At 70.9% G+C, this 25,483-nt stretch carries 25 protein-coding genes and 1 pseudogene; 9 read left to right on the forward strand and 17 right to left on the reverse strand.

The window, feature by feature from the left end:
* Positions 1 to 39: 39 nt before the first annotated feature.
* The 3 genes from ppk2 to ABD346_RS10930 all read right to left on the reverse strand — a co-directional run bounded on the left by ppk2 (position 40) and on the right by ABD346_RS10930 (position 3,789).
* A complete protein-coding gene (gene ppk2 / locus ABD346_RS10920; protein ID WP_344374067.1) occupies positions 40 to 885 on the reverse strand; it encodes a polyphosphate kinase 2 in 846 nt (281 codons plus the stop codon).
* A 1,959-nt stretch (positions 886 to 2,844) separates the two neighbouring features.
* Positions 2,845 to 3,117 (reverse strand): DUF1876 domain-containing protein, encoded by a 273-nt coding sequence (locus ABD346_RS10925; protein ID WP_344374068.1) that lies wholly within the window; start codon positions 3,115 to 3,117, stop codon positions 2,845 to 2,847.
* 315 nt (positions 3,118 to 3,432) lie between these two features.
* The gene (locus tag ABD346_RS10930) at positions 3,433 to 3,789 is read right to left on the reverse strand and encodes a zinc ribbon domain-containing protein YjdM (protein ID WP_344374069.1); all 357 of its coding nucleotides are present in this window, start codon (positions 3,787 to 3,789) and stop codon (positions 3,433 to 3,435) included.
* 117 nt (positions 3,790 to 3,906) lie between these two features.
* Here ABD346_RS10930 and ABD346_RS10935 point away from each other — a divergent pair, with 117 nt between their 5' ends.
* The 6 genes and pseudogenes from ABD346_RS10935 to ABD346_RS10960 form a co-directional block, all read left to right on the forward strand.
* Positions 3,907 to 4,248, forward strand: coding sequence for an ArsR/SmtB family transcription factor (locus ABD346_RS10935; protein ID WP_344374070.1), 342 nt, complete (start codon positions 3,907 to 3,909; stop codon positions 4,246 to 4,248).
* Positions 4,249 to 4,331: 83 nt separating this feature from the next.
* A complete protein-coding gene (locus tag ABD346_RS10940; RefSeq protein WP_344374466.1) occupies positions 4,332 to 5,993 on the forward strand; it encodes a SulP family inorganic anion transporter in 1,662 nt (553 codons plus the stop codon).
* The gene (locus ABD346_RS10945; protein WP_344374071.1) at positions 5,990 to 6,406 is read left to right on the forward strand and encodes a pyridoxamine 5'-phosphate oxidase family protein; all 417 of its coding nucleotides are present in this window, start codon (positions 5,990 to 5,992) and stop codon (positions 6,404 to 6,406) included. Before ABD346_RS10940 ends, ABD346_RS10945 begins: the two co-directional genes overlap by 4 nt.
* The gene (locus tag ABD346_RS10950) at positions 6,403 to 6,828 is read left to right on the forward strand and encodes an ATP-binding protein (RefSeq protein WP_344374072.1); all 426 of its coding nucleotides are present in this window, start codon (positions 6,403 to 6,405) and stop codon (positions 6,826 to 6,828) included. The genes ABD346_RS10945 and ABD346_RS10950 overlap by 4 nt, the downstream gene beginning before the upstream one ends.
* A gap of 45 nt (positions 6,829 to 6,873) precedes the next feature.
* Entirely contained in the window at positions 6,874 to 7,284 is a 411-nt protein-coding gene (locus ABD346_RS10955; protein WP_344374073.1) for an STAS domain-containing protein, read from the forward strand.
* Between the two features lie 56 nt (positions 7,285 to 7,340).
* Positions 7,341 to 7,568, forward strand: a pseudogene (locus tag ABD346_RS10960) (DNA-directed RNA polymerase subunit alpha); the annotation flags it as partial.
* Here ABD346_RS10960 and ABD346_RS10965 read toward each other — a convergent pair.
* Positions 7,522 to 8,376, reverse strand: a complete 855-nt coding sequence (locus tag ABD346_RS10965; protein ID WP_344374074.1) for a hypothetical protein — start codon at positions 8,374 to 8,376, stop codon at positions 7,522 to 7,524. The pseudogene ABD346_RS10960 and the gene ABD346_RS10965 sit on opposite strands and share 47 nt — an antisense overlap.
* Before the next feature lie 8 nt (positions 8,377 to 8,384).
* Positions 8,385 to 8,576 carry a hypothetical protein gene (locus ABD346_RS10970; RefSeq protein WP_344374075.1) on the reverse strand — a complete coding sequence of 64 codons (192 nt, stop codon included), beginning with the start codon at positions 8,574 to 8,576 and terminating at the stop codon, positions 8,385 to 8,387.
* Between the two features lie 214 nt (positions 8,577 to 8,790).
* Here ABD346_RS10970 and ABD346_RS10975 point away from each other — a divergent pair, with 214 nt between their 5' ends.
* On the forward strand, positions 8,791 to 9,141 hold the full coding sequence (locus ABD346_RS10975; protein ID WP_344374076.1) for an ArsR/SmtB family transcription factor: 351 nt from the start codon (positions 8,791 to 8,793) through the stop codon (positions 9,139 to 9,141).
* Between the two features lie 253 nt (positions 9,142 to 9,394).
* Here the strand turns inward: ABD346_RS10975 and ABD346_RS10980 are convergent, their stop codons facing one another.
* From ABD346_RS10980 to ABD346_RS11025, 9 genes are all read right to left on the reverse strand, one after another.
* Positions 9,395 to 9,571, reverse strand: coding sequence for a DUF6126 family protein (locus tag ABD346_RS10980; RefSeq protein ID WP_344374077.1), 177 nt, complete (start codon positions 9,569 to 9,571; stop codon positions 9,395 to 9,397).
* A gap of 37 nt (positions 9,572 to 9,608) precedes the next feature.
* Entirely contained in the window at positions 9,609 to 10,079 is a 471-nt protein-coding gene (locus ABD346_RS10985) for an ATP-binding protein (protein WP_344374078.1), read from the reverse strand.
* Positions 10,076 to 10,420: an ArsR/SmtB family transcription factor gene (locus ABD346_RS10990; protein WP_344374079.1), complete on the reverse strand. Its 345-nt coding sequence runs from the start codon at positions 10,418 to 10,420 to the stop codon at positions 10,076 to 10,078. The genes ABD346_RS10985 and ABD346_RS10990 overlap by 4 nt, the downstream gene beginning before the upstream one ends.
* A 5-nt stretch (positions 10,421 to 10,425) precedes the next feature.
* Positions 10,426 to 10,599, reverse strand: coding sequence for a hypothetical protein (locus ABD346_RS10995; protein ID WP_344374080.1), 174 nt, complete (start codon positions 10,597 to 10,599; stop codon positions 10,426 to 10,428).
* A gap of 1,111 nt (positions 10,600 to 11,710) precedes the next feature.
* Positions 11,711 to 13,234, reverse strand: a complete 1,524-nt coding sequence (gene adh / locus ABD346_RS11005) for an aldehyde dehydrogenase (protein WP_344374081.1) — start codon at positions 13,232 to 13,234, stop codon at positions 11,711 to 11,713.
* A 56-nt stretch (positions 13,235 to 13,290) separates the two neighbouring features.
* Entirely contained in the window at positions 13,291 to 14,622 is a 1,332-nt protein-coding gene (locus ABD346_RS11010; RefSeq protein WP_344374467.1) for a GAF domain-containing protein, read from the reverse strand.
* 53 nt (positions 14,623 to 14,675) lie between these two features.
* Positions 14,676 to 15,254: an N-acetylmuramoyl-L-alanine amidase gene (locus ABD346_RS11015; RefSeq protein WP_344374083.1), complete on the reverse strand. Its 579-nt coding sequence runs from the start codon at positions 15,252 to 15,254 to the stop codon at positions 14,676 to 14,678.
* Positions 15,255 to 15,265: 11 nt separating this feature from the next.
* On the reverse strand, positions 15,266 to 16,297 hold the full coding sequence (locus ABD346_RS11020; protein WP_344374084.1) for an acetamidase/formamidase family protein: 1,032 nt from the start codon (positions 16,295 to 16,297) through the stop codon (positions 15,266 to 15,268).
* Positions 16,294 to 17,781, reverse strand: a complete 1,488-nt coding sequence (locus tag ABD346_RS11025) for an APC family permease (RefSeq protein WP_344374085.1) — start codon at positions 17,779 to 17,781, stop codon at positions 16,294 to 16,296. Before ABD346_RS11025 ends, ABD346_RS11020 begins: the two co-directional genes overlap by 4 nt.
* 332 nt (positions 17,782 to 18,113) lie before the next feature.
* Between ABD346_RS11025 and ABD346_RS11030 the strand changes: the two genes are divergently transcribed.
* The gene (locus ABD346_RS11030) at positions 18,114 to 18,425 is read left to right on the forward strand and encodes a hypothetical protein (protein WP_344374087.1); all 312 of its coding nucleotides are present in this window, start codon (positions 18,114 to 18,116) and stop codon (positions 18,423 to 18,425) included.
* 70 nt (positions 18,426 to 18,495) lie between these two features.
* On the opposite strand, the gene ABD346_RS11035 is transcribed toward ABD346_RS11030, so the two are convergent.
* From ABD346_RS11035 to ABD346_RS11045, 3 genes are all read right to left on the reverse strand, one after another.
* Positions 18,496 to 19,830: an esterase-like activity of phytase family protein gene (locus ABD346_RS11035; RefSeq protein WP_344374088.1), complete on the reverse strand. Its 1,335-nt coding sequence runs from the start codon at positions 19,828 to 19,830 to the stop codon at positions 18,496 to 18,498.
* Between the two features lie 179 nt (positions 19,831 to 20,009).
* A complete protein-coding gene (locus ABD346_RS11040; RefSeq protein WP_344374090.1) occupies positions 20,010 to 21,278 on the reverse strand; it encodes an SWF or SNF family helicase in 1,269 nt (422 codons plus the stop codon).
* The gene (locus ABD346_RS11045; RefSeq protein ID WP_344374092.1) at positions 21,275 to 24,142 is read right to left on the reverse strand and encodes a DEAD/DEAH box helicase; all 2,868 of its coding nucleotides are present in this window, start codon (positions 24,140 to 24,142) and stop codon (positions 21,275 to 21,277) included. Before ABD346_RS11045 ends, ABD346_RS11040 begins: the two co-directional genes overlap by 4 nt.
* A 274-nt stretch (positions 24,143 to 24,416) precedes the next feature.
* On the opposite strand from ABD346_RS11045, the gene ABD346_RS11050 reads away from it, so the two are divergent.
* Positions 24,417 to 25,463: a fatty acid desaturase family protein gene (locus ABD346_RS11050; RefSeq protein ID WP_344374468.1), complete on the forward strand. Its 1,047-nt coding sequence runs from the start codon at positions 24,417 to 24,419 to the stop codon at positions 25,461 to 25,463.
* Positions 25,464 to 25,483 lie beyond the last annotated feature (20 nt).

Raw genomic sequence — 25,483 nt, forward strand, 5'->3', positions numbered from 1 at the left:
ACCACAGCACCGGGCCGTCCCGTTGTTCCTGGGCATCCCTCAGCTCCCTGGGAGTGTCGCCGAGTGGTCGGGCACGTACGACTGGAGATCCCTCGGCGGGCGCCTGTAACCGGTGGTGGGCGGGCGCTCGGGAAGGGCGAGTTCGGGCGGGGCCGCATCGTGGTACGGCACGGTCGACAGCAGGTGGGCGATCATGTTGAGCCTGGCCCGGCGTTTGTCGTCGCTGTCGACGACGTGCCAGCGCGCCTCAGCGATGTCGGTGTGGACGAACATCTCGTCCTTGGCCCGCGAATAGGCTTCCCACCGAGTGATGGATTCGAGGTCCATGGCGGAAAGCTTCCAGCGCCGCGTCGGGTCGCCGAGCCGACGCCGGAACCGCTGCTCCTGCACGGCATCGCTCACCGAGAACCAGTACTTGCGGAGCATGACGCCGTCCTCCACCAGCATCCGCTCGAAGACCGGGCACTGCCGAAGGAAGCGCTGGTACTCCTGCTGCGTGCAGAAGGCCATCACATGCTCGACACCGGCCCGGTTGTACCAGCTCCGGTCGAACAGCACGATCTCCCCGGCGGCGGGCAAATGCTCGCAGTAGCGCTGGAAGTACCACTGCGTGCGTTCGCGCTCCGTGGGGCGTGGCAGGGCCACGATCCGCGCCACCCTCGGATTGAGGTGCTCCGCGACCCGCTTGATCGTGCTGCCCTTGCCCGCGGCGTCCCGGCCCTCGAAGACCACGACGAGTCGGGCGCCTTCGAGTCGGACCCACTCCTGCAGCTTGACCAGCTCGGTCTGGAGCCGGAACAGCTCACGCTCGTACACCGCCCGCCGCAGCGTGATCGCCTCGGAGCGGAGACGAGACTTCGGCGCGCCGCGTCCGTCACCCGGCATCGTTCGAACCTCCCACGGGGGAGAGCCTCCCGCCCGTGCCGGGGGAGCGCCAGTGCTGGGGCGCTGAATAGGGCTTTCCGGCCCCCTTGCCGTACCCGAGAGCCCCTGGGTAGGTGATCGATGTCCCGGACAGTGTGGAGGCAAGGGATGCCCACCGGAGCCGTCGATCCCGGCCCCCGGCCCCCTGCGGCAGGAGTTGGAGGGAAGTCCGTTGACGCTACCGCCGTTCGACCCGAAGGACGCGGAGACGCTGGTCAGGGATGCCGTGTCCGCGCCGTCCCTCCACAACGCCCAGCCGTGGCGATTCCGGGCCCTCCGGGAGACCGGAACCTTTGAGCTGTACGCCGACCGGCTACGTGCCGTCCCCGCTGGCCGACCCTGTCGACAGGGCGCTCCATCTCGGCTGCCGAGCGGCGCTGTTCAACCTGCAGGTCGCCGTCGCCCGCCGAGGCAGGCACCCCCGGGGCGACCTCCTGCCCGATCCGTCGCGACGCGATCTGCTCGCGGCCGTGCGGACGACGGATCGCCCGTCAGCGGACCAGGAGCTCGACGCGTTGTATTCCGCCATCAGCCGGCGGCGCACGAGCCGCTACCCCTACGCGGACATCGCCGTACCGGAGGCGGTGCGGGCGGACCTGTGCCGGGGTGCCCAAGCCGAGGACGCCGTGTTGGACTACCCCGGTCCACGGCACGTCCAGCCGTTGCTCACGCTGGCCGAGGATGGACCTCGCGACGACCGGGACCCTGGCAGGGAGGCAGAGCCGGCCCGCTGGACCCGCCTGGGCCCGCAGATCGCCGACACCGCCGACGACGGCGTTCCCGAGTACGCCTTCGGGCCGCGCAAACGCACGGGTGGAGCGGCAGTTCGCGACTTCGCGGGGGACCGCCCGGTCGCGGGCAGGGGCTCCGCCGATTTCGGAGCGGCGCCGCTGCCTGCCCTGTTGGGAACCGCCGGCGACGAGCCCGTGGACTGGCTGCACGCGGGTCAGGCCCTGGAGCGCGTCCTCCTTCTGGCCACGCGCCGCGGCCTGGTCGCCTGTCCCACGACCGAGGCCCTGGAATGCAAGGAACTGCGCTGGACGCGCGTGATCCCCTGTCGGCCATGGCCTACGTCCAGATGGTGTTGCGCATGGGTCACGGGCCCACTGGGCCCACGACGGGGCGGCGTGCAGTGCGTGACGTACTCGAGATCGCGTGAACCCGTCCGGCCGCCTGCACGGTCCGGCGTCGCTCAGGTGGGGCCGAACGGCCCATGCGCGGGGGCGGAACGGTCCCTCCACGTGGGGTCGGTGCCGGCAGACGCCGGATGTCGGGAGGAACGGTCCGCACTCCCGCGCGGATGTCCCGACGGCCCCTCTCAGCCTGGGGGACTTCCCCGAAAAGTCCCCCAGAGGTCCTCGCGGCGCGGCTTAGGGGAGGGGGCCGCCGCAAGGATCCACCGGCCGGACCGCGACTGCCTCATGGAGCGGCGGCCGTGGGCTTCTCGAGTCCCAACTCGGATTCTCTGCGGGCGTCAACGGCGCCGCCGTGACCGTTCCCGGAAACTCACGCAGTGTCTTTGTCTCTCCGGGATCCAGCTGCCGCCTCTCTGCGGTTCCTGTATCGCTTCCGCGCTCACAGGCCCGGGAGGAGGCAGCGGACTTTTGGAGTTGAGGGCGCCGGGCTGTGTCTCCACTGAGGCCAGGGAAGGCAGTTCATGCCCTACGCCGACACGGCTCTCACCGTGGACAGTGGCCCGAGCCCGCCTGATTGCGGGAGGAAGCTCTCGTCGGGGCCGCTCTGGCCGCGCCGGCGACGGCACGGATCGATGCGAGGGGTGCCGCGGGGCACCCGACAGCGGCGACCGGCTCGTACGGAATGAGGCAACTCCGTCGCCGCAAGGGGAGCCGTCGGACGACGGCGAAGTCAAGGACAATGCGGGCTGGTGGCCGCCTGGATCTCCCTGTGCTCCGGCGTGGGTCAGTGGGTCAGTGGGTAGGAGTGTCGGCCCGAGGCCTCGTCGATCTCGGAATGTGCCTTCTGCAACAGCTGCGACGCGAGATCCATGAGCGCACGCGCACCAGCGATCTCTTCTCCGACCCGTAGCTGATCCGGGTCGGAGGGGTGGCGCATGGCGTAGCCGCGTGCCTTGATCTCGGAACCGTCGGCGAGCCTGATCAGGGCCGCCGCGCCTGTGCGCTGCCCTTCCTCCGAGAATTCCAGTTCCACATGCCATCCGACGAGTGTGGACATGGCACACCACCTCCAGAGGCCACCCCCGCTGCCTCCAGCATGCGCTCCCCGAGCTCCGGGCACGACCGGAGCCTTCGGCCACCCCTGCCTGCCGGTGACCGGGCGACCTGATGCCCGAGGTCTCCCCCGGCGGTCGTCATGGTGACGCTTGGCACCAACAGCTGCGGGAATCCCCTGTCTCCCGGGCTCCTGCCGATCCGCTCGCCCTGTGTGGCAGGGCACCCCACCGATGCGGACCTTCACGGCCAACCGCCACGTCGACAGGCAGGGCCACCGTGTGTCCGTGGTCGGCCCGTGAGCGGCCGGTGTGCCGGGTCAGGCTTTCTTGACCACGCTGGACTTGAGCTGCATGGGGCCGAACCCGTCGATCTTGCAGTCGATGTCGTGGCCGTCCACGCCGTTCACCAGGCGGATGTTGCGCACTTTGGTGCCCGCCTTGATGCCGCTCGGGCTGCCCTTGACCTTCAGGGTCTTGACCACCGTGACCGTGTCGCCGTCGGCGAGCACGTTGCCGACCGCATCCCTGATCACCCCGCCGTCGGCGCCGCTGCCCGCGTCTTCGGCGGATGCGGGCGACCACTCGTGGCCGCACTCGGGACAGACCAGGAGCGCACCCATCTCGTAGGTGTACGCACTGGAGCATTCGGGGCAGGGGGGCAGGTTCTCGGTCACCGGACGACCATCTCACGCCAACTATCCGAATTGCAAAACTCTGCAATTCAATAGATGCTGTGCTCTGCTGAGTCCCTGGGCAGCCGGGGGCGCAGCACTGCATGAAGGAGAGGGTTCGTGTCCGTTCCGCTGTATCAGGCCAAGGCAGAGTTCTTCCGGATGCTGGGGCACCCGGTGCGCATACGGGTGCTGGAGCTGTTGCAGGACGGGCCGATGCCGGTACGGGATCTGCTCTCCGCGATCGAGATCGAGCCGTCCGCGCTGTCGCAGCAGCTGGCGGTGCTGCGCCGCTCGGGGATCGTTTCCTCCACCCGGGAGGGCTCGACGGTGGTGTACGAGCTGGCCGGTGGTGACGTCGCTGATTTGATGCGGGCCGCGCGGCGGATCCTGACCGAGATGCTGGCCGGGCAGAACGAGCTCCTGACCGAGCTGCGGGATGCTGAGGTCGCGGCGCATTGAATACGTCGCCGACGCGGCTGCGGCGGGTCCGGGCGGGGAACCCGGTGCGTTTCCTGCTGCCCGCCCGCGCCGATCTCACGGAGATGGGCCGCAGTCCGCGCCGCGACCTGCTGGCCGGTCTGACCGTGGCGATCGTGGCGCTGCCGCTTGCGCTCGGCTTCGGTGTCTCCTCCGGTCTCGGCGCGGAGGCCGGGCTCGCGACCGCGGTGATCGCGGGTGCGTTCGCGGCGGTCTTCGGCGGGTCCAATCTCCAGGTGTCCGGACCGACCGGGGCGATGACTGTCGTGCTGGTACCCATCGTTGTCCGATACGGGCCGACCGGCGTCCTGACCGTCGGCCTGATCGCCGGGTTCCTGCTGGTCGCGCTCGCCGTGCTGAAGGCGGGCAGGTACATGCAGTACGTGCCGGCCCCGGTGGTGGAGGGCTTCACCCTGGGCATCGCCTGCGTTATCGGCCTGCAGCAGATCCCGAATGCGCTGGGGGTGGCCAAGCCCGACGGCGACAAGGTGCTGGTGGTGACCTGGCGGGCGATCCAGGAATTCGTACATACGCCGAACTGGACCGCCGTCGCCCTGGCTTTGGGCGTGGCGGTGCTGATGCTGGTCGGCGCCCGGCTGCGGCCCACCATCCCGTTCTCCATCGTCTCGGTGATCGCCGCGACGATCACCGCCCAGCTCTTCCGCCTGGACGCAGCCAAGCCGATCGGCGACCTGCCGTCCGGGCTCCCGGCCCCCTCCCTCGGCTTCCTCGACCTGTCCGCGGTGGGCTCGCTGCTCGCCCCGGCCGTCGCCGTCGCCGCGCTCGCGGCGCTGGAGTCGCTGCTCTCGGCCCAGGTCGCCGACGGGATGACGGTGGGCCAGAAACACAACCCGGACAAGGAACTGCTCGGGCAGGGCCTCGCCAATATTGCCGCGCCGCTGTTCGGTGGCGTGCCCGCCACCGGTGCCATCGCCCGCACCGCGGTGAACGTGCGCACCGGTGCCTCCTCCCGGCTCGCAGCCCTCACCCACGCCGTCGTCCTCGCCATGATCGTTTTCGCAGCCGCCCCGCTGGTCTCGAAGATTCCGCTAGCCGCGTTGGCCGGGGTACTGATCGCGACCGCGATCCGGATGGTCGAAGCCGGCTCGCTGTGCGCCATGGCGAAAGCCACTCGCTCGGACGCCTTGATACTCGTCCTGACCGCCGCCGCCACGATCGCCCTCGACCTCGTCCACGCCGTGATCATCGGCCTGGCCGTGGCCGGAGCCCTCGCCCTGCGGGCGGTGGCCAAGCAGGCCCGCCTGGACCGGGTCGACTTCATCCCCGACCTGCCCGGCGAACACAGCGCGGAGGAACACGCCCTGCTGGCCGAGCACATCGTGGCCTACCGGCTTGATGGCCCGCTGTTCTTCGTCGGCGCCCGCCGCTTCCTCCTCGAACTCAGCGAGGTCGCCGACGTGCACGTGGTGATCCTGCGGATGTCGCGGATCACGACCCTGGACGCCACCGGCGCACTCGTCCTCAAGGACGCGGTCCAGAAGCTGAACCGGCGCGGCATCGTCGTGATGACCTCCGGCATACGGCCCGGCCAGCGCCAAGTCCTCGACTCCGTCGGCGCACTGGACTTGCTGCGCCTGGAGGGCCGCGAGTACGCCACCACCCCCGAAGCCATCGTCGGGGCCCGCACCTACCTGGAGGACGCCGGTGTGCTGACCGCCCCTCCCGCCCACTCGGCCCGCGCCAGCGTCCAGGAGCACGCCAGATGACCATCCTCACACCCCGCCGCATGGTCGAGATCTCCGGGACCGAGGCCCTGTGGCTGCTCGAAGGCGCCGTCCGGGGACGACTCGTGTACGTCCAGCGGGAGGGCGCGGTCGTGCGTCCGGCCGTGCACCGGCTCAAGTACGGCCGCCTGATCGTCCGTTCCCCGGCCCGGGCCGCCGCGTCGTCCGGGAGGGCCACCCTCACCCACCAGGCGGACGAGATCAAGGTCGCGGGCGGAACCGGGTGGACGGTCACCGCCGTCGGCCCTGCCGAGGTCATCAAAGACCCGGATGAGGCCGCGCACTACCGGCGGACGCTGTTCGGCTGGGCGCACGGCCCGCACGACACCCTCGTCCGCATCCAGCCCCAGCGGGTGACGGGCTACCGCCTCGCCCATGCGGAGAGTGTCCGATGAACATCCCGCTCGAAACCCTGCCCCACCGGCACGTGCTGACCCTGCCCTCCATGGGCTCCGCCGTCCGCATCGCCCGCGAGACCACCGAACAGGTCCTGGCCGAATGGGGCATCGCCCGGCGTCACCCGACCGTCGATCCGGCGCTGTTGATCCTCAGCGAGCTGGTCACCAACAGCATCCAGCACGCCGCCGATGTCTCGCCGATGATCACCGTGATCTACGCGGCGGGCGCGGACACTTTTGCGTTCGGCGTTCACGACCGCCATCCCTACCAGCCTGCCCTGTTCTCGGCGGTCACCGGTCTCGGTGGCAGCGGGCTGGGCATGGTCATGGAACTCACCCTCAACCTGGGCGGCACCGCGGTGGTACGCGGTGACGCGGACGGCAGGGGAAAGAGCATCTGGATCACCCTCCCCCTGTGAACACCCTCAACTCCCGCAGGTCCTGGCACGAATGAGGTAGCGAGCATGACCATCCAGTGGCGCTACACCACCCACGACAACCTCGGCGTCCTGTCGGTGGCCGGGCACCTCGGCGGCGACGCGGTCGACCGGTTCACCGGCGCGATCGGCTGGGTGACGGCACGCGGCACCGGACCGGTCGTGCTCGACCTGACCGAACTGCGCGGCTGGTCCGCCGGCGGCCGGCTCGCCATCGCCCGGGCCGCCCAACTCCTCGCCGTACAGGGCCGCGTGCTGGAGCTTGCCGCGATCCCGGCCGACGGCTCCATCGTCCCCGACGGTACGCACCCGCCCATCCCCGTCCACTGCGACCTGCCCGCCGCGCTCACCGCCCATCAAGTCTCCGAGGAACAGCGCCAGTGGCGCACCGCCGACTGGCCCGAAGAGCGCCATGCGGCGAACCGGAACCCGACGTAGGCGAGTCGCAGGAATGTCTTCGGTACCACCAGGCAGCAAGGCCGGTCGGTGGGTGATCCGGGTTCGTCATCGAGCCGCTAGCCGGGCTTCGGCTACACCCTCGGCAACTCCCTGCGCCGTGTGCTTCTTTACTCGATTCCCGGCGCCGCGGTCACGTCCGTCAGGATCGAGGGCGTCCTGCAGGGTTCAGCACAGTGCCGGGCGTCAACGGGGACCTGGCCGACCTCATCTTGAACATCAAGCAGCTGGCCGTCTCCTCGGAGCACGACGACCCGGTCGTGATCTAGCAGAGCAAGCAGGGCCCGGGTGCAGCCCGCCCGGATTCGCCCCGACCGTCGCTGCAGACATCTTTGGCGATGCCGACGACGCTGCGGAGGTCGGGGGATCCGAGCCCGAGCAGTTCTGGTCGCCATAGCGGATCGGACCGCGCCGGCCGGCGCACGACGAGCACTTCGCAGCGCCGAAGCCGCGGCCACCACGCCGGCATCTGGTCTCCAGGGGGAGGGGATCCGGTTGCGTCCCCATGCCAGGAGCGGCCAGTTCGGCGATGAGTGCGCCGGCGCCGAGCAGGTCCTCGGTCGCGGGGCGCAGGCTGCCGCCGGGCCAGTGCTCGCCTGCGGCGATCGCGGTGACGGGGCGGGCCGAGGTCCCGTAGCCCTGGGAGATGAGCCAGCTGCCGACCGCTTCCACGGTGCGCAGACAGGCCGCCACGACGGTGGTCCCCGTGGTGGCGGCCAGGGCGGCGATGGCCGAGCCGTCCGGGCAGGGCAGCACCAGTCGCGCGGTGGGAGGCGCGATGCGCAGGCCGGCCGGGGAGAGCGGCCACGGAGCCTTGAGGGTGAGGTCGTGGCGGGGGACCGCGAGCTTCGCGCCTCCGCGGCGCGCGTAGGCCGCGGCGATCTCGTCGCCGGGCGCGCAGGGGTGGATACGGGTGCCGAGCTGGGCGGCGACGCTCACCGTGGTGGAGAACGACAGCACGTCCACGACCACGAGGCAGCCGTCCGGGTCGGCGAGCCGGACGGCGCCGTGCATGCCCCAGTCGAATCGGACGCCCTTGCCGGGCTGTTCCGCCCACCAGATGTGTTCGCGCATCGGGGTGGTCAGCGGCCGTCTTCCCGTTCCTCGGCGGTGGGCGGTTGGGGCTTGGGGCGGCCGACGAAGGCCAGCTTGAGCATGCTGCCGCAGCGTGGGTACGGTCCGTCGGCCACGACGGCGGTGGGCCGGCACTTGAGGCGGCAGGTGGGGCATTTGAGCCAGGCGACGTCTTGGCCGCGCAGCGGGGTGGTTCTCACGCGAGCCTCCCTCAAGGAGCCTATGGAGTTGCTAATGTTAGCAATTCCTGATGTCTTCACCGTTTGATTTCGCTGGTTCTGTCTCGGTGTGCGGTTCGGTCTGGCCGGTTTCGCGCGAGAGGATGGGCCGCATGCTCGTGATGTGTGGGTGGATACGATGCGCCAAGGACTGGCTGGTGCGGCCGCAGCGCTGCATCGGAGAGGGGGCGGCACGGTGAGCGCGCCGCTGTATCAGCTGAAGGCCGAATTCTTCAAAACCCTGGGCCACCCGGTCCGGATCCGGGTGCTGGAACTGCTCAGCCAGCGCGACCACACGGTGTCCGAGATGCTGCCCGAGGTCGGGGTCGAGGCCGCCCACCTCTCCCAGCAGCTGGCCGTGCTGCGCCGGGCCAACCTGGTGGTCGGCCGCAGGGAGGGCTCCACCGTCTCCTACGCGCTGGCCAGCCCGGAACTGGCCGACCTCCTCAAAGTGGCCCGCTTGATCCTCTCCGGCGTCCTGGCCGGACAGGCCGAGCTGCTGGCCGACCTGCAAGCCGCGCAGCCGGACCGCACACCGCCCCCCTAACCGCAGGCTCTTGGACCGGCGGTCGCCTCCAGTCGATGGACAGCTCTGGACGGCTGGAGGCGACTGCCCTCAACGGGCACGCGGCGCGCCCGAACACGACCGGCAACCCCGGTCCGGCCCGGACCGACGCCGTCCGGCCCGCGTCGGTAGATCGGGGAGGCGGGCGCTGAGGTCCTCTTCCGGCAGTGCCAGGGTCTTCGGCGTGAGATCACTGTGCCCCACAGCTGCGATCACGACGAGGTATTCCGTTCGTTTACTTGTGGGCGTGCTCGCCGACGTAGAAGAGCAGCCACACGAACCCGGCGAACAGGTGCGTGCCGAAGATGTAGAAGAAGGCCCGCAGCGCGACGCCGTTCTCCTTCTGCTTCTCTTCATCCTTCGCGGCTTTCGTACCGCCTACCGGCCGCCCGTCGGTGGTCTCGCCACTCATCGCGTCACCTCCACAGTCGTCTCGAACATCACAAGCCTCACCGGGGGATCTCGAACCGGACGAGAACGATCTTCCCGCTGTGGTGGAAGGCCGGCTCGCAGCTGAGGTCTCCGTCGTAGTCGCCGGCCAGTTCGGCCACCATGCGCAACCCCGCGCCCATGCCATCACCGGACAGCTGGGGCACAGAGGCCCCGGTGTCCTGCACGCTGATCACCAACTGTCCCGAACCGACCGTTACCCCCACGCCGGCGAAGGGCGAGCGCGGCGCGTGCCGCAGCACGTTGGTGACCAGCTCACTGACCACCAGCAGCACCGCATCGGCGAACGCCGACCGGGGCATAACCCCGGCCTCCGCGAACCGTGCGGTCACCGCCTCCCGGGCTCGGGCCACCGCCTGCGGTCCCACCGGCACCGACACGACATGCCGCCGCACCTGGGGCGGCACATGCTCCACTGCCGCGACCGGCTTGCCCCTGCGCCACGGCGGCAGCCATCCCGTACCCGTCACGAGGTAGCCGCCGTGTCCGCCTCGTGCAGCTGGGCGAGCAGGTCCTGCTGCCCGGCCAGCAGCGTCGACAGGATCCGCCGCGCCGCGGCCAGCAGCTCCGCGACATCCCCGCCGGCCAGTTCGTACACCACGGTCGAGCCCTCCCGGGTCGCGGTGACGATGCCCGAGCGGCGCAGCACCGCCAGCTGCTGGGACAGGTTCGACGCCTCGATCTCGATCGCCGCCAGCAGATCCCGCACCGGCAGCGGCCCGTCCTGCAACAGCTCCAGCACCCGGATACGCACCGGATGCCCGAGCATCCGGAAGAACTCCGCCTTCGCCTGATACAGCGGAACCGGCACCCTGATCACCCTTCCTCCGCCCCGACGTCGATCCCGTGCTTCCGGGCCAGCCGCAACGCGTCGTCCAGCTCGCCCTGGGCCAGCGCCATCTCGTAGGCGTCCTCCGCCTCCAGGGCCGCCGCCACGGCCTCCCGCGCGTTGTGCACGCGTTCTTGCAGTGCCTCAGTGAACCCGCCCACCGCTGACCGCTTCCCCCCGTGACTTGTAGGCCACGGCAACTAGCGAATTGAAGAACTCTTCAATTCTAGAGGATGCTCCCCGCAGCAAGGCCATTTCCGGTGTGCTCCGAAGATGGGTGTGGTGGTCGACCAGATGCCACCGAGCCGTTCCAGCATGCGAGGAGCGGACCGGGCTGAGGAAATCCTGGGCCGTATGTGCCGTCATCTGACCCGGCTGTCCGCCACGGTCGAAGGCCTGCGACCGCAGGACGCGTCCGGGACCTCGGAGGGTGACCTTCAACCCGAGGTGCGCGGTCTCCACCTCCCACCGCTCGTGGTGGAGCTCGGCGAGTTCGATGGCGGGGTACCGCTCACGGTCGAGCAGGGCGGTGATCAGTCGGAGGTGGGTGGTGCGGCGGTGCCGTCCGTCGGTGCGGACGGTGACGGTGGCCGCAGGGCCAGGCCCTGTACATCGTGACGTGGAAGGCGGTGCGGCGGGAGCTGGATGCGCAGTGGCCGGAGCCGTGCAAGAAGCAGCGACGCAGTGAGTCGCGGCTGTCTGACGGCGTCATCATCCAGACCGGCACCGGACTCCTGCCGCCTGGCCTCACACCAAAGCCCAGGCAGCAACGAGGAGAGCGGACCGCAGACCGTGTCCGCCCGCGGCAGCCGTTCACCGGTCCGATTGCGCCCTTGAATCGCCGCCGGTCCGGCGCTGCGACGCGAAGTAGGCAGCAGGGCGGACGGTCCTCCACGCGGTGCGCCAACCGGTCCGCCCGGCCACCCCGGGGCCGGCCCTTGGGCCTGCCGTTGACCGTCCGGCTCCCTGTGCCGCTCATGCGGCGGCGCGGTCGCCGAGACCTGCCACGCCGGCCGGTGCAGGAAAGTGCCCCGCCCCGCCAAGAGGCTCCGGGTGCTGAACACGGGCGAGGCATTGCCTTTCACGGACAAGTGAGGGAGCCCCCCTGGGGAAGGCTCCCTGTACGCGGTCCAACTCCTTCTGGAGTTGTCCACGTCTGACCGGAGCGCGGTGCTCAGGATCCATGAAGCATGCCGGACTTCCTGGTTCCGAGCGGGCCGAGCGAAAGGCGCCTGACCGGCAAAAGACCAGTTCAGGCGCCTTTTTGTGCCTCTAGAAGAAGCCCAGCTTCTTCGGCGAGTACGACACCAACAGATTCTTCGTCTGCTGGTAGTGCTCCAGCATCATCTTGTGGGTCTCCCGGCCGATCCCCGACTGCTTGTAGCCGCCGAAGGCGGCGTGTGCCGGGTAGGCGTGGTAGCAGTTGGTCCAGACTCGGCCGGCCTGGATCGCTCGGCCGGCGCGGTACGCCGTGTTGGTGTCGCGGGTCCATACGCCCGCGCCCAGGCCGTACAGGGTGTCGTTCGCCGTGCCGATCGCGTCGTCGAAGTCGGTGAACGAGGTCACCGCCACCACGGGGCCGAAGATCTCCTCCTGGAAGATCCGCATGCGGTTGTCACCCTCGAAGATGGTTGGTTGGACGTAGTAGCCGCCCTCCAACTCGCCGTCATAACTGATCTGCTGACCACCCGTCAGAATCTTCGCCCCCTCCTGCTGGCCTATGTCCAGGTACGAGAGGATCTTCTGCAGCTGGTCGTTGGAGGCCTGGGCGCCGATCATCGTGTCGGTGTCCAGGGGGTGGCCCGGGACGATCTGTTCCGTGCGGGCTATCGCCGCCTCCAGGAACTCGCTGTAGTGGCCGCGCTGGATCAGGGCGCGGGACGGGCAGGTGCAGACCTCGCCCTGGTTGAGGGCGAACATCGTGAAGCCTTCGAGGGCCTTGTCGCGGAAGTCGTCGTCCTGGGCCCACACGTCGTCGAAGAAGATGTTGGGGGACTTGCCGCCCAGTTCGAGAGTGACGGGCTTGATGTTCTCCGAGGCGTACTGCATGATCAGCCGCCCCGTCGTGGTCTCGCCCGTGAACGCGATCTTCGCCACGCGCGGGCTCGACGCCAGCGGCTTGCCCGCCTCCACGCCGAAGCCGTTGACGATGTTCACCACGCCCGGCGGGAGGAGATCGGCGACCAGGCTCATCCAGTAGTGGATCGAGGCCGGAGTCTGTTCGGCGGGCTTCAGGACCACCGCGTTGCCCGCCGCCAGTGCCGGAGCCAGTTTCCATACGGCCATCAGGATCGGGAAGTTCCACGGGATGATCTGGCCGACCACTCCGAGCGGCTCGTGGAAGTGGTAGGCCACCGTGTCGTCGTCCAGCTCGCTGAGCGAACCCTCCTGCGCGCGCAGCGCACCCGCGAAGTACCGGAAGTGGTCGATGGCCAGCGGGATGTCGGCGGCGAGCGTCTCGCGGACGGGCTTGCCGTTCTCCCAGCTCTCGGCGACCGCCAGGTCCTCCAGGTGCGCCTCCATCCGGTCCGCGATCTTGAGCAGGATGTTTGCTCGGGCCTCCGGCGAGGTGCGTCCCCAGGCGGGCGCGGCCGCGTGCGCCGCGTCCAGCGCCAGCTCGACGTCCTCGGCCGTTCCGCGCGCGATCTCCGTGAAGGGGCGGCCGTTGACCGGGCTCGGGTTCTCGAAGTACTGGCCGAGCCGGGGCGGCACATACTCGCCGCCGATCCAGTTGTCGTAGCGGGACTGGAACGAGACGAGCGCGCCCTCGGTGCCGGGCGCTGCGAAACGGGTCATCTCCGTGGCCTCCCTCTGCCGCGCCGCCCGCCCTTGGACGGCGCACGCCGCGCAGACTAGGCACCCGGACGTTGCAACCCCGTTGCGATGTCCAGTTCCCCCTTCAGTTCCCTCAACCTGGCTTGCGCCGCCGCCTGCTGGACTCGGGGGAGTGCGGTCGCCAGGGCCTGCCACACCGGCAGGTCGTCCTCGGCCCACGGGCTGTACGCCCAGTCGGCGAGCAACCCCGGGTCGGCGCGGGCTATCAGCGCCGAGCGCAGCTGGTCGGCCAGGCGTCGGCGGAGGCGGGCGACCGCGGGCGCCTGAGAGGCGGGGAGGAGGGGGCCGGCGTACACCGTCATCGCCGCGGCCACCGCGCCCGAGCCGAGCCGTCGGGCCACCGTGTCGAAGTCCGCGTCCACGGGTGCGGTCAGCCGGTAGGGGCGGGAGGCGAGGAGGTCAGGGCCCAACAGGCGTCGCAGCCGCGACAGTTCGGCCCGTAGTGTCACGGGGCTGACCGTCTCGTCCTCGTACAGGGCCACCAGCAGTTCGTCGCCGCTCAGGCCCTCGGGGTGGCGGGCGAGCAGGACCAGGATCTCGCTGTGGCGGTGACTCAGGCGCAGTTTGCGGCCGTCTGCCACGAGCAGTGCCTCGTCCCTGCCCAGAGCGCTGAGGGAGATTGCCTCGCGCATCAACGGGGGTACCAGCAGGGCCAGTTCGGACTCGGAGGCTCGTGCGACGGCCTGGACGAAGCCGAGGCTGTGCGGGTGGGCGAGGCCGTCGCCGCCGGTCAGGTCGACGGCGCCGAGCAGTCGTCCCGTACGCGGATCGTGCACGGGAGCGGCGGCGCAGGTCCACCGCTGGACCGGGCGGCGGAAGTGCTCGGCCGAGAAGACCTGGACCGGACGGTCCTCCGCCAGGGCGGTGCCCGGCGCGTTGGTGCCCACGGCCGACTCGGCCCAGCGGGCGCCGGGTACGAAGTTCATCCGGGCGGCCGCGCCACGTGTTCGCGGATGGCCCTCGACCCACAGCAGCCGCCCCTGTGCGTCGCACACGGCCACCAGATGCTCGCCGTCACCGGCGTAGGCCCCGGTCAGCTCCCGTACCACCGGCATGACGCGGGCGAGAGGATGCCCGTCGCGGTATCCGGCGAGCTCTTCCTCGCCGAGCTCCACACAGGCCGCTCCGTCCGGACTGACCCGAGCCCGCGCGGACCGCTGCCAGGAGGCCGCCACCAGCGGACGCACCGGGTGTACCACGCGCCCGTCCGCCGTGAACTCATCGTGCGCACACCTGAGTTGGCGACTGCGCTCGGCCGGGTCGGCCCCTGCCTCCAGAGCTACCCAGGAATCGTCGCGCCGGTCCGTCAATTCGGCCTCCCCGCACTCCGTATGGCCGCCACCCGCCATCGTGGTCCCGGAGCGGCGGCCCGACAAGGAGCCCCGGGGAATCAGCCGTCGGCTCAGGAGAAGTTGACCAGCCTGATGTAACGCACCCAGTCCCACTCCGGCCCCGGGTCGGTGTGGTCGGTGCCGGGGACCTGGTAGTGGCCCAGGATGTGCTCGCGGTCCTTCGGGATGCCGTACCGGTTGCAGATGGATGCGGTGAGCGCCGCCGACCTTTCGTACAGCGCGTTCGTGAAGTAGGCGGGCTGGTCGATCCAGCCCTCGTGCTCGATGCCGATGCTGCGGGTGTTGTAGTCCCAGTTCCCGGCGTGCCAGGCGATGTCGTGCTCCCGGACCATCTGCGCGATGTACCCGTCGGCCGAGCGCGTCACATAGTGCGCCGAGACCTTCTTCGCCGGGTTCTGGAAGATGTTGATGGTGTTCGACCACGTCTCCTGGGTGACATGGATGATGACGCGGTCGATCGGGTACGCCGAAGGTCTGCTGGACGAGCTGTAGTTGGAGGTCGAGGCCGGCATCCAGTGTGCGTCGCCCGGATAGTCGGTGGTGCCGGCGGCGGCCGCCTCCGTCGCCGGAAACAGGAAGCCGGCGGCGGCCGAGGCGGCCGCGCCCTGGAGGAGTCTTCTTCGGTTCATGGACGTACTCCTCAACTAGGCGGGAAAGAAGGGAGTTGAGTGGCTTGCTTCCGCAGGTGGCGGTGCAGGCCCCGGTGCGGCTCGCCCTGCCGGGGCAGCCACTCCTTGCGGATCTTGGCGACACAGGTGTAATTGGTGTCGCAGACGTTGGCAAGCGGAGCCTCACCCGCCTGGCTCACGAGTTGGTACGCGTCCAGCGCGGAAAGGCCGTAGTCGCGCTCCAGCCAGCGCACCAGGTCCACCTGCGAGATGCGGAAGGCGTCTTCGAGGGGGCGGGCCGAGCCCGTCGACATGATGTGGGTGTCGGACTCGATGCGCGGCCAGGGTGTGTCGACGCCCTTGAGGAGCTCGACCACCACCACCGTGTTCATGGCGCACTCGACGGCGACCCCGCATGTCTCGCCCTCACCCTGGCGGGCGTGTCCGTCACCGAGGCTCACCAGGGCGCCCTCCACATTGACCCCGAGATAGCAGGTCACACCGGCCCGCATCTCCGGCGTGTCCATGTTCCCGCCGTGCGCGTCGGGCACCAGGGCGGAACGCACCTCCAGGTTGGCCGGGGCCACGCCGACCGTGCCGTGCATCGGGTCCATGGGCAGCTCGATCTCGATGTCGCCCTCGCGGGCCCGGAACAGACACGTCCCGCGCGCCCGGTCGAGCTCCCACATCCACACCACCTCGGGCAGCGGCGGCTGGAGCGTCGCCGTCACATGGGTGGAGGTGAGAGCGCCGAACAGCGGGACGGTCGTCGACGCCGCCCAGTCCCGCGCGGGCCGGATCGACACGAAGTGCACGGCGAGGGTGTCACCCGGTTCGGCGCCCTCGACGTAGAACGGCCCGGTCTGCGGATTGAGGAACGGGAACTCGCAGACACGGGACACCAGATCGCGCTCGGAACGCACCCGCCCGGCGAAGCAGTCCTCGGTGTACAGGTCGAGGGCGGTCCCGGGGGTGATCCGGGCGACCGGGGCCGCGCCTCCGAACGTCCAGGCGTACTCGTTCTCCTTGGGCCGCACGGTCAGGATCCGGGGATCGTCGCTCATCCTCGTACCGCTCCTGTCTCCTCGTGGTCCTCATCGGGATCGATGAGGTGAACGCGGCCGGTCTGTGCAAGGCGCTCGGGGTGCCGGCGCGTGACGACCACGAGCACGACGACCCCGATCGCCATCCACGCCCCGACGACGAGCCCGGCGTACGACACCGGCGGCGCGAGCTCGGCGACGAAGCTGAAGGCCGGGATGCCCGCCGCGGTGAGCAGCGCCGGGACGAACGCGGCGATGCCGAGCACCGGGAACAGCACATGCCTCATCGGGCTGAACAGGTCGCGGCGCCGCCGCAGAAAGTATCCGGCGCAGGCCAGGTCGGCCACGATGTACACGCCGATGATCACGGTGACGATGACCGTGGCGAGCAGGGCGAACGCCGTCACCGGGCCGTACCGGAGGCCGAGCCCCAGCATCGCGGCCACCGCCACGGCGAACTGCACGGCGACACCGGTGACGGGGGAGCGGTGGCGGGGGTGGAGCCGGGTGAAGGCGTGGGGGAAGAACCCGATCCGGCCGAGCGCGAAGGCCGTACGCGTCGACACGTTGGAGGACGCGTTGGCGTTCGCGATCGTCGAGTTGACCACGGCCAGGAAGAGGACGACCCAGAACAGCCCGAACGACGCTCGCGCCACGCCCTCCCACGAGGCGTCGCCGGACGCGCCGAACCCGGAGAACCGGTCGGGGCCGAAGTAGACCGCCATCGCGTACGTGGTCACGACGTACACCACCCCGATGGAGAGGGCCGCCCCGAACACCGCCCGGCGCATCGTGCGCTGCGGGTCCCTGGCCTCTTCGGCGAGCGGGGCGGCCGACTCGAACCCGGCGAAGGCCAGCACCGTATAGACGGAACCGGCGAACACCCCGCCGATTCCGCTGTAGCCCTGTGCGGTGTGCGAAGTGCCGAATACGGAAAGGGTGTTGTGCGATCCGGCCGCCACGATCAGCGTCACCGCGAACGCGACGAACACCACGACCTCGAAGATTCCGAGCGCCGTGCCGAACCGGGCCGAGGCGCGCACTCCGAAGAAGCCCGTGACCGCTATGACGACCGCCCCGGCCAGCGACCACGGCCACCACAGATCCGCCGGATACGATGCCCACCGCTGGTGCAACGTGCCCGCCGTGGTGAAGCCGAGCTGGAGCAGCGGCAGGGGCGGCACCAGGACCTCGACGAACACATAGCCCCAGCCGACCAGGAACCCCACCGCCGGATGCAGACCCTGGGCGCTGTAGGTGGCGACCGAACCGGCGGCGGGCAGATGCTGCGCGAGTTCCGCCACGCACGACGCCGTGAACAAGCACGCCACGAGCGCCACCAGGACCGACAGGGGCAGGCTGCCGCCCGCGAACGCGGCGCCCGCCGGGATGGAAGCGGCGACGGCCGCCGCGGGTGCCATCGCGGTGACGCTCTGGAAGAGGACCTCACGCAGACCGACGGCGTTCCTCGCCAGCCCCGTTCCCGTACTGGATTCCGCCGGCACCGTGCGCTCCCTCTGTCGGTCAACAGGCAAGAGGCTAGCGACAGTTACCGTACGGTCCGGGACGCGCGGGGTGGAAGAGGGCGGGGGTGCGGGTGGGGTCCCTCACATGGTGCGGCCGTTCGGCCAGGTTGACGCAACTTCCGCAGAAGGGTCGCGAGGGTGCCCCCTTTTCGCCGACTCTGGGGGGTATGGCCACACCGCCCGTACCGCCCAAGCCGCCCGGTCCGCCGTACGGGCAAGGATTCGGACCGCCGCCGGGAGGGGGTTTCGGGCCGCCGGAACCGCCGCCTCGGCCGCCGGGCGGAGGGCGGCGCAGAGGCCCCTTCCTCGCCGTGGCGATTGTGGTGGCCTTCGTGGCGATCGCCGCGATCGCCTTCGCGGTCACGCGGGGCGGCGGCGCCGAGAAGCCGCGCGGCCCTGCCGGGAGCAGCCCAGCCAGCCCGACGCCGACGCCTTCACTGAGCCTGCCGAGCGGGTTCCCGACCTCGCTCCCTACTGCATTTCCGTCCGAACTCCCGTCCCTGCCCTCAGAGTTGCCGAGCGGCTTCCCGACCGCGCTGCCCAGCGGGTTCCCCACGGAATGGCCCAGCGGGATTCCCTCCGGGGTGGAGGGGCTGGTGTCGGCCGGGCGGGCTCTGGGGTGAGCGCGCCCCAGCCTCCCCGCCGGTGGCGCAGCTCCCCGCGCTCCAACAGGGTTGCTCCCCGCCCCTTTGATCAGCGAGGGAGCTGGAGGTACAGCAGCTTTGTCCTTGCTCCGCTGTCCACGATTCGGCCCGACGGGTCGAAGGCTCCGGGGCCGTCCGTCATGCCGAAGTCGTTGTCGTTGATCAGGGCGAGCGTGCCGGGGCCCGCCAGTGCGACGCCCTCGATCTTGCCCGGCACGCCCGGCACCTTCCCGAGGTCCACGACGAGCTTCTTGCGCAGCACCGGCACTCCAGCCGCTGCGGGATCGCCGAGCTGCTCGTACGAGGGGCTGGTGGCCGGGCTGTCCCACGGGCTGCCCAGGATGCCGGCGCCGCGCGGCAGCCGTACTTCCTGGAGGCGGGCGGCCCGGTCCGTACGCTCCTCGACGAGCAGCCGGTCGTCCCCGAGTGCCACGACCGAGGAGATCTTCAGCTCCGAGGTGTCGTCCTCGCCCGGGTCGACGACACCGACCGGATCGAAGCGGTACGCGTACTCGGCGGTGACCGCCTGGCGGCGCGGCGAGAAGCGAAGCAGTCGCACATTGCGTGAGCCCTCACCGGCAGCGGTGTCCGGCACCGACAGGGGGCTCTGTACCGCCAACACCAGGTCTCCGCCGGAGAGTTGGGCGAGTCCCTCGAAGCCCCGGTTGATCTTCCGCTGGGCCAGGATCGCGGGCAGTGCCTCGACGGCGGGGTAGTCGGTGCCGGCCGGCTTCAGGCCCTTGGGCACGTACCGGGTGAGCACCTGGCCCCGCGCGGAGACGTGCACCAGCGAGGGCCCGTACTCGTCCGCCAGCCAGAAACTGCCGTCCGCCGCCCGCACGATGCCCTCGGTGTCCAGACCGTTCGGGTTGTACGCCAGCGGCTGCTGCGCGTCGTAGCCGTACGGGGCCTCGTCGTGGCCCGCCTGGTTGGACAGGCCGGTGACGGGCGCGCCCGAACGGGTCGTGACCGGGATCGACTTGAGCACCTTGAGGGTGCTGCCCTCGACCCGCACCTTCACGATCGCCGGGTCGAATCCGGGCACCGGGAAGGTGCGCCGCTTGGCGCCGGCGACCTTGACCTGGCCGTTGGGGCCCCGGTCGGTGACGGTCCAGAACTCGCCCTTGCGCCCGGCCGGGTAGATGTCGCTGCCGATGCCGCCGAGGTGGATCCCGCGGTCGTTGCCGACGGTGCCGGGGAGCATGGTGTTGCTGAACGTGCCGAGTGGGATGTCGCCGAGGACGGCCGTGTTGGTGACCCGTGCGTCGTGGTGAGGGTGGCCGGGGCGGGGCGCGCCATCGGCGGGGCCGGTGACCGCGACGGCAGTCAGTACGGCGAGCGGCAGTGCGACGGCGGCGGACCGTCTGACGGAGCGAGGGGACACGCATCCTCCAAGGCGGACAGGGCGGGCGAGCCACAGCCTGGGAGGCGGGCACGAACTCCCGCCGTCCGCACGGTGAACCGCGGGGAGCGTCGGGGCGTCGGGTCGGGCTCGGAAGGCGGTGGCGTCCCCTGCCGGTGGCGCCGTGCGTCGGCATGCCCTGTGACGTCCCCCATCCTGGCTCAGCCGCCCGTGCCGCCCTCCGCCGGCATCGTCTCCAGTGCGGCCGCCGGGTCCCGGTCGGCTGGTCCCGCTGGGGTCCAGCGGCCGCGTTCCTTGCGGTAGGGCCACCACCGGCCGTCCCTGCCGAGGCGCAGTTGGGCGTCCTGGCCGGTCACGGTCCAGCGGTTGCCGCCGGCCGTCCGCAGCGTCGGGCGCTCGCCCTCGGGCCAGGCGCGGTCGAGCCCCGCGACGGCTCGGGCCAGCGCCTCCGCGTCCGGAGTCCACTCCTCCTCAAGAGCCTGGAGCGATGCGGTTCCGCCGAGCCGCCAGGCGCGTACGGCTGTCGCCAGATCTGCCGGGCGACGACCCGAGGCGGTGGCCAGCCGCGCCGAGATCCGGCTTTCGTGGCAGCCGGCGGCCAGGCGTACCGTGTCCTGATCCTCCGTCAACTCCACTTCGGGTGCCTGGAGTTCATGACCGTTGGCCAGAGCCTCCGCCAGCATGCGGTGCGCCCGTGCCGCCGCGTCCGCCGCCAGGAACTCCAGTGCCGCCGGGTCGACACCCGCTTCCGGAGCCGTCTCGGTGTCCAGGTGCGGGGGCTCGCCCGGTTCCGGTGGAAGCCGGGGCAGGTCGGGCAGCGGCGGCACGATGTCCCGGGCCGCGAACGCCTCCTCGGCCGGGACGCCCTGCGGTATCGCTGGTCCGTCCGCGACCGGGGCCGCGCTGCGCTCCTGCAGGGCGTCGAGCAGCGGCCGTTCCGCGCGGCCCCGCATCAGCAGCAGCACGAACGGATCCTGATCCAGGAGCCGTGCCACCTGATAGCAGAGGGCCGCCGTGTGAGGGCAGTGGTCCCATGCTTCGCAGGTGCACCTGGGCTCCAAGTCGCCTATCGCGGGGAGGAGTTCGACTCCCGCACTCGTCGCGTCCTCCACGAGGTGCGGTGGCATCTCGCGGTCGAGCAGCGCCGCGATGTGCCCCGCGCGCTCCGCCGCCATCGTGAGGAAGCGGTCCCAGTCGTCCTCGTCCAGCTCCTGGAGCAGCACGTCGCCGCGATGGTGCGAGCCGTCCCGGTCGCGTACCACCGCGGTGATCCGGCCCGGCCGTACCGTCACCGCGCCGACCGCGCCTTCCCTGGCGAGCCGGCGCCCCTGCTTGAGCTGCTGACCGTCGAGCGCGGTGTCCTCCAGGGCCTTCAGCCAGGCGAGACCCCACCAACTCGTCGCGAAGCCCCGTCCGTGCGCGGGCGGCAGCGGCTCGAAAGTGCGCTCGTTCTCGTACGTGTCGCTCATCGTCCGCTCCCTCGCAGTGCCACCAGATCCGTCAACTCGGCATCGGAGAGTTCGGTCAGCGCGGACTCGCCCGAGCCGAGCACCGCATCCGCCAACTCCCGCTTGCGGTCCAGCATTTCCGCGATCCGGTCCTCGACGGTGCCCTCCGCGATCAACCGGTGCACCTGGACCGGCTGGGTCTGGCCGATGCGGTACGCCCGGTCGGTGGCCTGCGCCTCTACGGCCGGGTTCCACCAGCGGTCGTAGTGGATGACATGGCCGGCCCGGGTGAGATTCAGGCCGGTCCCGGCCGCCTTCAACGACAGGAGAAACACCGGGACGTGACCGTCCTGGAAGCGCCGCACCATGTCCTCGCGGCGCTCCACGGGCGTCCCTCCGTGCAGGAACTGCGTGGGCACGCCGCGCGCCGCCAGATGCTCCTCGATGAGCCGGGCCATCTGTACGTACTGGGTGAAGACGAGGACCGAGCCGTCCTCGGCGAGGATGGTGTCCAGGAGCTCGTCGAGCAGCTCCAGCTTCCCCGAGCGGCCGGTGATCCTGGGGCTGTCCTCCTTGAGGTACTGGGCGGGGTGGTTGCAGATCTGCTTCAGTCCGGTGAGGAGCTTCATCACCAGGCCGCGCCGCTCCAGGCCGTCCGCGCCCGAGATCTCGGCGAGCGTCTCGCGCACCACCGCCTCGTACAGGCCGGTCTGCTCCTTGGTGAGCGAGACGGCCCGGTCGGTCTCGGTCTTGGGCGGCAGCTCGGGAGCGATCCCCGGGTCGGACTTGCGGCGGCGCAGCAGAAAGGGCCGCACGAGCCGGGAGAGCCGTTCGGCGGCCGCCGGGTCGGAGCCGCTCTCGGCGGCGGACGCGTACTTCGTGCGGAAGGCGGCGAGCGGGCCGAGCAGTCCGGGCGTGGTCCAGTCGAGGATCGCCCACAACTCGGAGAGGTTGTTCTCGACGGGCGTGCCGCTGAGCGCCACCCGGGCCCGCGCCCCGATGGTGCGCAGCGCTCTGGCCGTCGCGGAGTACGGGTTCTTGACGTGCTGGGCCTCGTCGGTGACCACCATGCCCCACTGCGCACGCGCCAGTTTGGCGGCGTCCAGGCGCATGGTGCCGTATGTGGTGAGCACGAACTCGCCGTCCGCCAGCGCGTCGAGCGAGCGGGAGGACGCGTGGAAGCGGCGCACGGGCGTGCCCGGCGCGAACTTCTCGATCTCCCGCTGCCAGTTACCCATGAGGGAGGTGGGGCAGACGACGAGGGTGGGGCCCGCCGTCGCCGGGTCGCTCCGGCGGTGCAGATGCAGGGCGATGAGCGTGATCGTCTTGCCGAGGCCCATGTCGTCGGCGAGACAGCCGCCGAGGCCCAACGACGTCATGTCGGCAAGCCAGTTGAGGCCGCGCAGCTGGTAGTCGCGCAACTGGGCGGTGAGCGCGGCCGGTTGGGCGACGGGTTGTTCGCGGTCCCCCTCGGGGTCGGCGAGCCGGTCGCGCAGGCGGGCCAGCCAGCCGGTCGCCTCGACGTCGACGCGGCGTCCCTCGATCTCGGTCGAGCCGCTCAGGACGGCGGCGAGCGCGTCGACCGGGGTCACCTTGCGGTCCTGGGTGGAGCGGGCGCGCCGCACTTCCACCGGATCGACGAGCACCCACTGGTCGCGCAGCCGCACCACGGGACGGTTGGCCTCGGCGAGCGCGTCCAGCTCCTGCCGGGACAGCTCGGCGCCACCCAGCGCGAACCGCCAGTCGAACGCGAGCAGCGCGTCGGCGGAGAGAGCCGAGGGCGCACCGGACTCGATCCGCTCGGCTCCCTGCCCCTGCGGGGCCGGCGAGTCCTGCGGGCCGATCACCGCACGCGCGGTCAGCGTGCGGGACAGCTCCTTCGGCCAGTGCACCTGCACGCCGATCGCGGCCAGCGTGCGCGCGGCCGCGCCGAGCAGCTCGGCCGCCTCGTCGTCGGCGAGCTCGACCGCGTCCGGCACGGCGGCCGAGAGCAGCGGGGCCAGCGGGGCCCAGGCGCGGGCCGCCCGGCGCAGAGCGAGCAGCGCGTCCATGCGGGCCCGGGGCCCGAACGCGGCGGCCGTACCGGATCCGGCCCACACCTCGGCGGCGTCCGCGACCAGCGTGGGATCGCTGACGCTGTGCATCTGGAGCACGGCCCGGAACACCGGCCCCGCGCTCTCCGGATCGGCCGAGGCGAGCCCGGGAAGCTCCACCCGCAGCGAGATCCGTACGCCCGCGTCGTGTCCGGCGGCCACATCGGCGGCCCAGGCCCGCTGCTCGGGCAGCCGCTGCGGGGCCTCGGCTGCGAAGGCCGGCGAGCCGGTGGCCCGCATGGCTGCGGGGGTGCGCGGAAGGCCGTCGGCGACCGCGTCGAGGAAGGCGCGCAGCAGCCGCTCGGGCTCCGGAAGCAGTACGGGGCCGGGTGCGTCGAGCGGCACGGCATGTGCCTCGGGAGGCATGGCGGCGGCCAGCTCGCGCACCTTGTCCAGCTCGTCGGCGCCGAGCGGACCGACCCGCCACGCATCGTGGTCGCTCGCGGTGAGACCGGGCAACAGCAGTCCCCGTGCGGCGAGTTGCAGGGCGAGCAGCGCGGCCGTGCCCCAGAACGCGGCTGGGCGCGACGCCTCGGCCGAGGCGCGTGCCCGGGTGAGCACGGGCAGCGCGTCGCGGACGGGCAGCAGGAGGGCGCGTACGTCGTGGAGCGTGGCGTCCGCGCCGACGACGGTGAGGTCCTCGATGGTGCCGGGCGCAGCCGGGGGCTCTCCGGCCTCGGGGTGCCAGAAGGCGATCAGGCCGGTTCGGGACGGGTCGGCGGGCAGGAAGGTCACGGAACAGCGGGCGAGTTCGGCGAGCTGGGGCGGTGTGGGAGCGGGGAGCCTCTGCACAGCGATAACGCATTCCTCAAATTTGACTACGTTGCCGGAGCGGCCGAGGGTACAGGAAAGAAGGCCCGGGCGGGGGCTTCTGGGGGTGGCCTGCGTCACATGGGATCCGGGTGGGTGTTGCCAGCACCACCCGGGGGCGCGGGGTAAGCCCCCGCCCGTAGTGGGGTGGTGGCTCCATGGTCGTCGAGGGGTGCCGATCCGTACGTTCAATCGGGTCAGCGCAGGGGACTGCGGGGGACGACCGACCACCGGAGACGTCATGTCACAGGCGACCATGCCGCAGCCCGCCACGGGCCTCGGCGCCCCTGCCGAGCCGCGGGCGGGCAGCGAGTTCGCGCCGCTGCTCAAGACGGTGAAGGGGCAGGGCCTGCTCGACCGGCGCACCGGCTGGTACGCGACCCGCATCGCCGTCAACCTCCTTGCCCTGGCGGCGACGGTGACGGGAATGGTGCTGACCGGCGACACCTGGTGGAATCTGCTGCTCGCCGTGCCGCTCTCGGTGTTCTGGGCCCGCAGCGCCTTCTTCGGCCACGACGCCGGGCACGCCCAGATCACCCGGGGCAAGGGCGCGGGCCGGCTCATCGGCCTGTTCCACAGCGACCTCCTGCTCGGCATGAGCTACGCCTGGTGGAACGACAAGCACAACCGCCACCACGCCAACCCCAACCACATAGACAAGGACCCCGATGTAGGGGTCGGCGCCCTCGTGTGGACCCAGCGCCAGGCCGAGCAGCGCGAAGGCTTCGCCCGCTGGCTCACCCGCAACCAGGCCCGCCTCTTCTTCCCGATGCTGCTCCTGGAGGGCATCGCTCTGAAGGTGTACGGATTCCAGGACCTCAAGCGGCAGCCGCCCCGCGAGCGGGCCGTGGAGGCGCCCCTCCTGATCGCCCACCTCGTCGGCTACGCGACCCTGCTCCTGAGCGTCATGTCGCCGGGCAAGGCGCTGGTCTTCGCCCTGATGCACCACGCGCTGTTCGGCCTGCACCTCGGCATGACCTTCGCCCCCAACCACAAGGGCATGGAGATGCCCGACCCGAACGACCCCGGGGACTCGGGCTGGGGTCATCTGCGCCGCCAGGTCCTGACCTCGCGGAACGTACGCGGCGGCTTCCTCACCGACTGGTTCCTGGGCGGCCTGAACTACCAGATAGAGCACCACCTCTTCCCGAACATGCCGCGCCCGCACCTCAGGCTCGCCCAGCCGATGGTCCGCGCCCACTGCGCCGCCCTCGGTGTCCCGTACGCCGAGACCTCGCTGACCGACTCCTACCGGCAGGCACTGGAGCACATGCACGAGGTCGGCGCGCCGCTGCGGAAGTGACGCATAGTGGAAGCAGGGCT

It is taken from the genome of Streptomyces mauvecolor (assembly GCF_039532965.1).
Taxonomy (GTDB): domain Bacteria; phylum Actinomycetota; class Actinomycetes; order Streptomycetales; family Streptomycetaceae; genus Streptomyces; species Streptomyces violascens.

Bases quoted from the DNA above. Each gene is read 5' to 3' on its own strand.
- ppk2 (WP_344374067.1), bottom strand. From the start codon at position 885: ATGCCGGGTGACGGACGCGGCGCGCCGAAGTCTCGTCTCCGCTCCGAG.
- ABD346_RS10925 (WP_344374068.1), bottom strand. From the start codon at position 3,117: ATGTCCACACTCGTCGGATGGCATGTGGAACTGGAATTCTCGGAGGAA.
- ABD346_RS10940 (WP_344374466.1), top strand. From the start codon at position 4,332: ATGGGCCGCAGTCCGCGCCGCGACCTGCTGGCCGGTCTGACCGTGGCG.
- ABD346_RS10945 (WP_344374071.1), top strand. From the start codon at position 5,990: ATGACCATCCTCACACCCCGCCGCATGGTCGAGATCTCCGGGACCGAG.
- ABD346_RS10950 (WP_344374072.1), top strand. From the start codon at position 6,403: ATGAACATCCCGCTCGAAACCCTGCCCCACCGGCACGTGCTGACCCTG.
- ABD346_RS10955 (WP_344374073.1), top strand. From the start codon at position 6,874: ATGACCATCCAGTGGCGCTACACCACCCACGACAACCTCGGCGTCCTG.
- ABD346_RS10965 (WP_344374074.1), bottom strand. From the start codon at position 8,376: ATGCGCGAACACATCTGGTGGGCGGAACAGCCCGGCAAGGGCGTCCGA.
- ABD346_RS10980 (WP_344374077.1), bottom strand. From the start codon at position 9,571: ATGAGTGGCGAGACCACCGACGGGCGGCCGGTAGGCGGTACGAAAGCC.
- adh (WP_344374081.1), bottom strand. From the start codon at position 13,234: ATGACCCGTTTCGCAGCGCCCGGCACCGAGGGCGCGCTCGTCTCGTTC.
- ABD346_RS11010 (WP_344374467.1), bottom strand. From the start codon at position 14,622: ATGGCGGGTGGCGGCCATACGGAGTGCGGGGAGGCCGAATTGACGGAC.
- ABD346_RS11015 (WP_344374083.1), bottom strand. From the start codon at position 15,254: ATGAACCGAAGAAGACTCCTCCAGGGCGCGGCCGCCTCGGCCGCCGCC.
- ABD346_RS11020 (WP_344374084.1), bottom strand. From the start codon at position 16,297: ATGAGCGACGATCCCCGGATCCTGACCGTGCGGCCCAAGGAGAACGAG.
- ABD346_RS11040 (WP_344374090.1), bottom strand. From the start codon at position 21,278: ATGAGCGACACGTACGAGAACGAGCGCACTTTCGAGCCGCTGCCGCCC.
- ABD346_RS11050 (WP_344374468.1), top strand. From the start codon at position 24,417: ATGCCGCAGCCCGCCACGGGCCTCGGCGCCCCTGCCGAGCCGCGGGCG.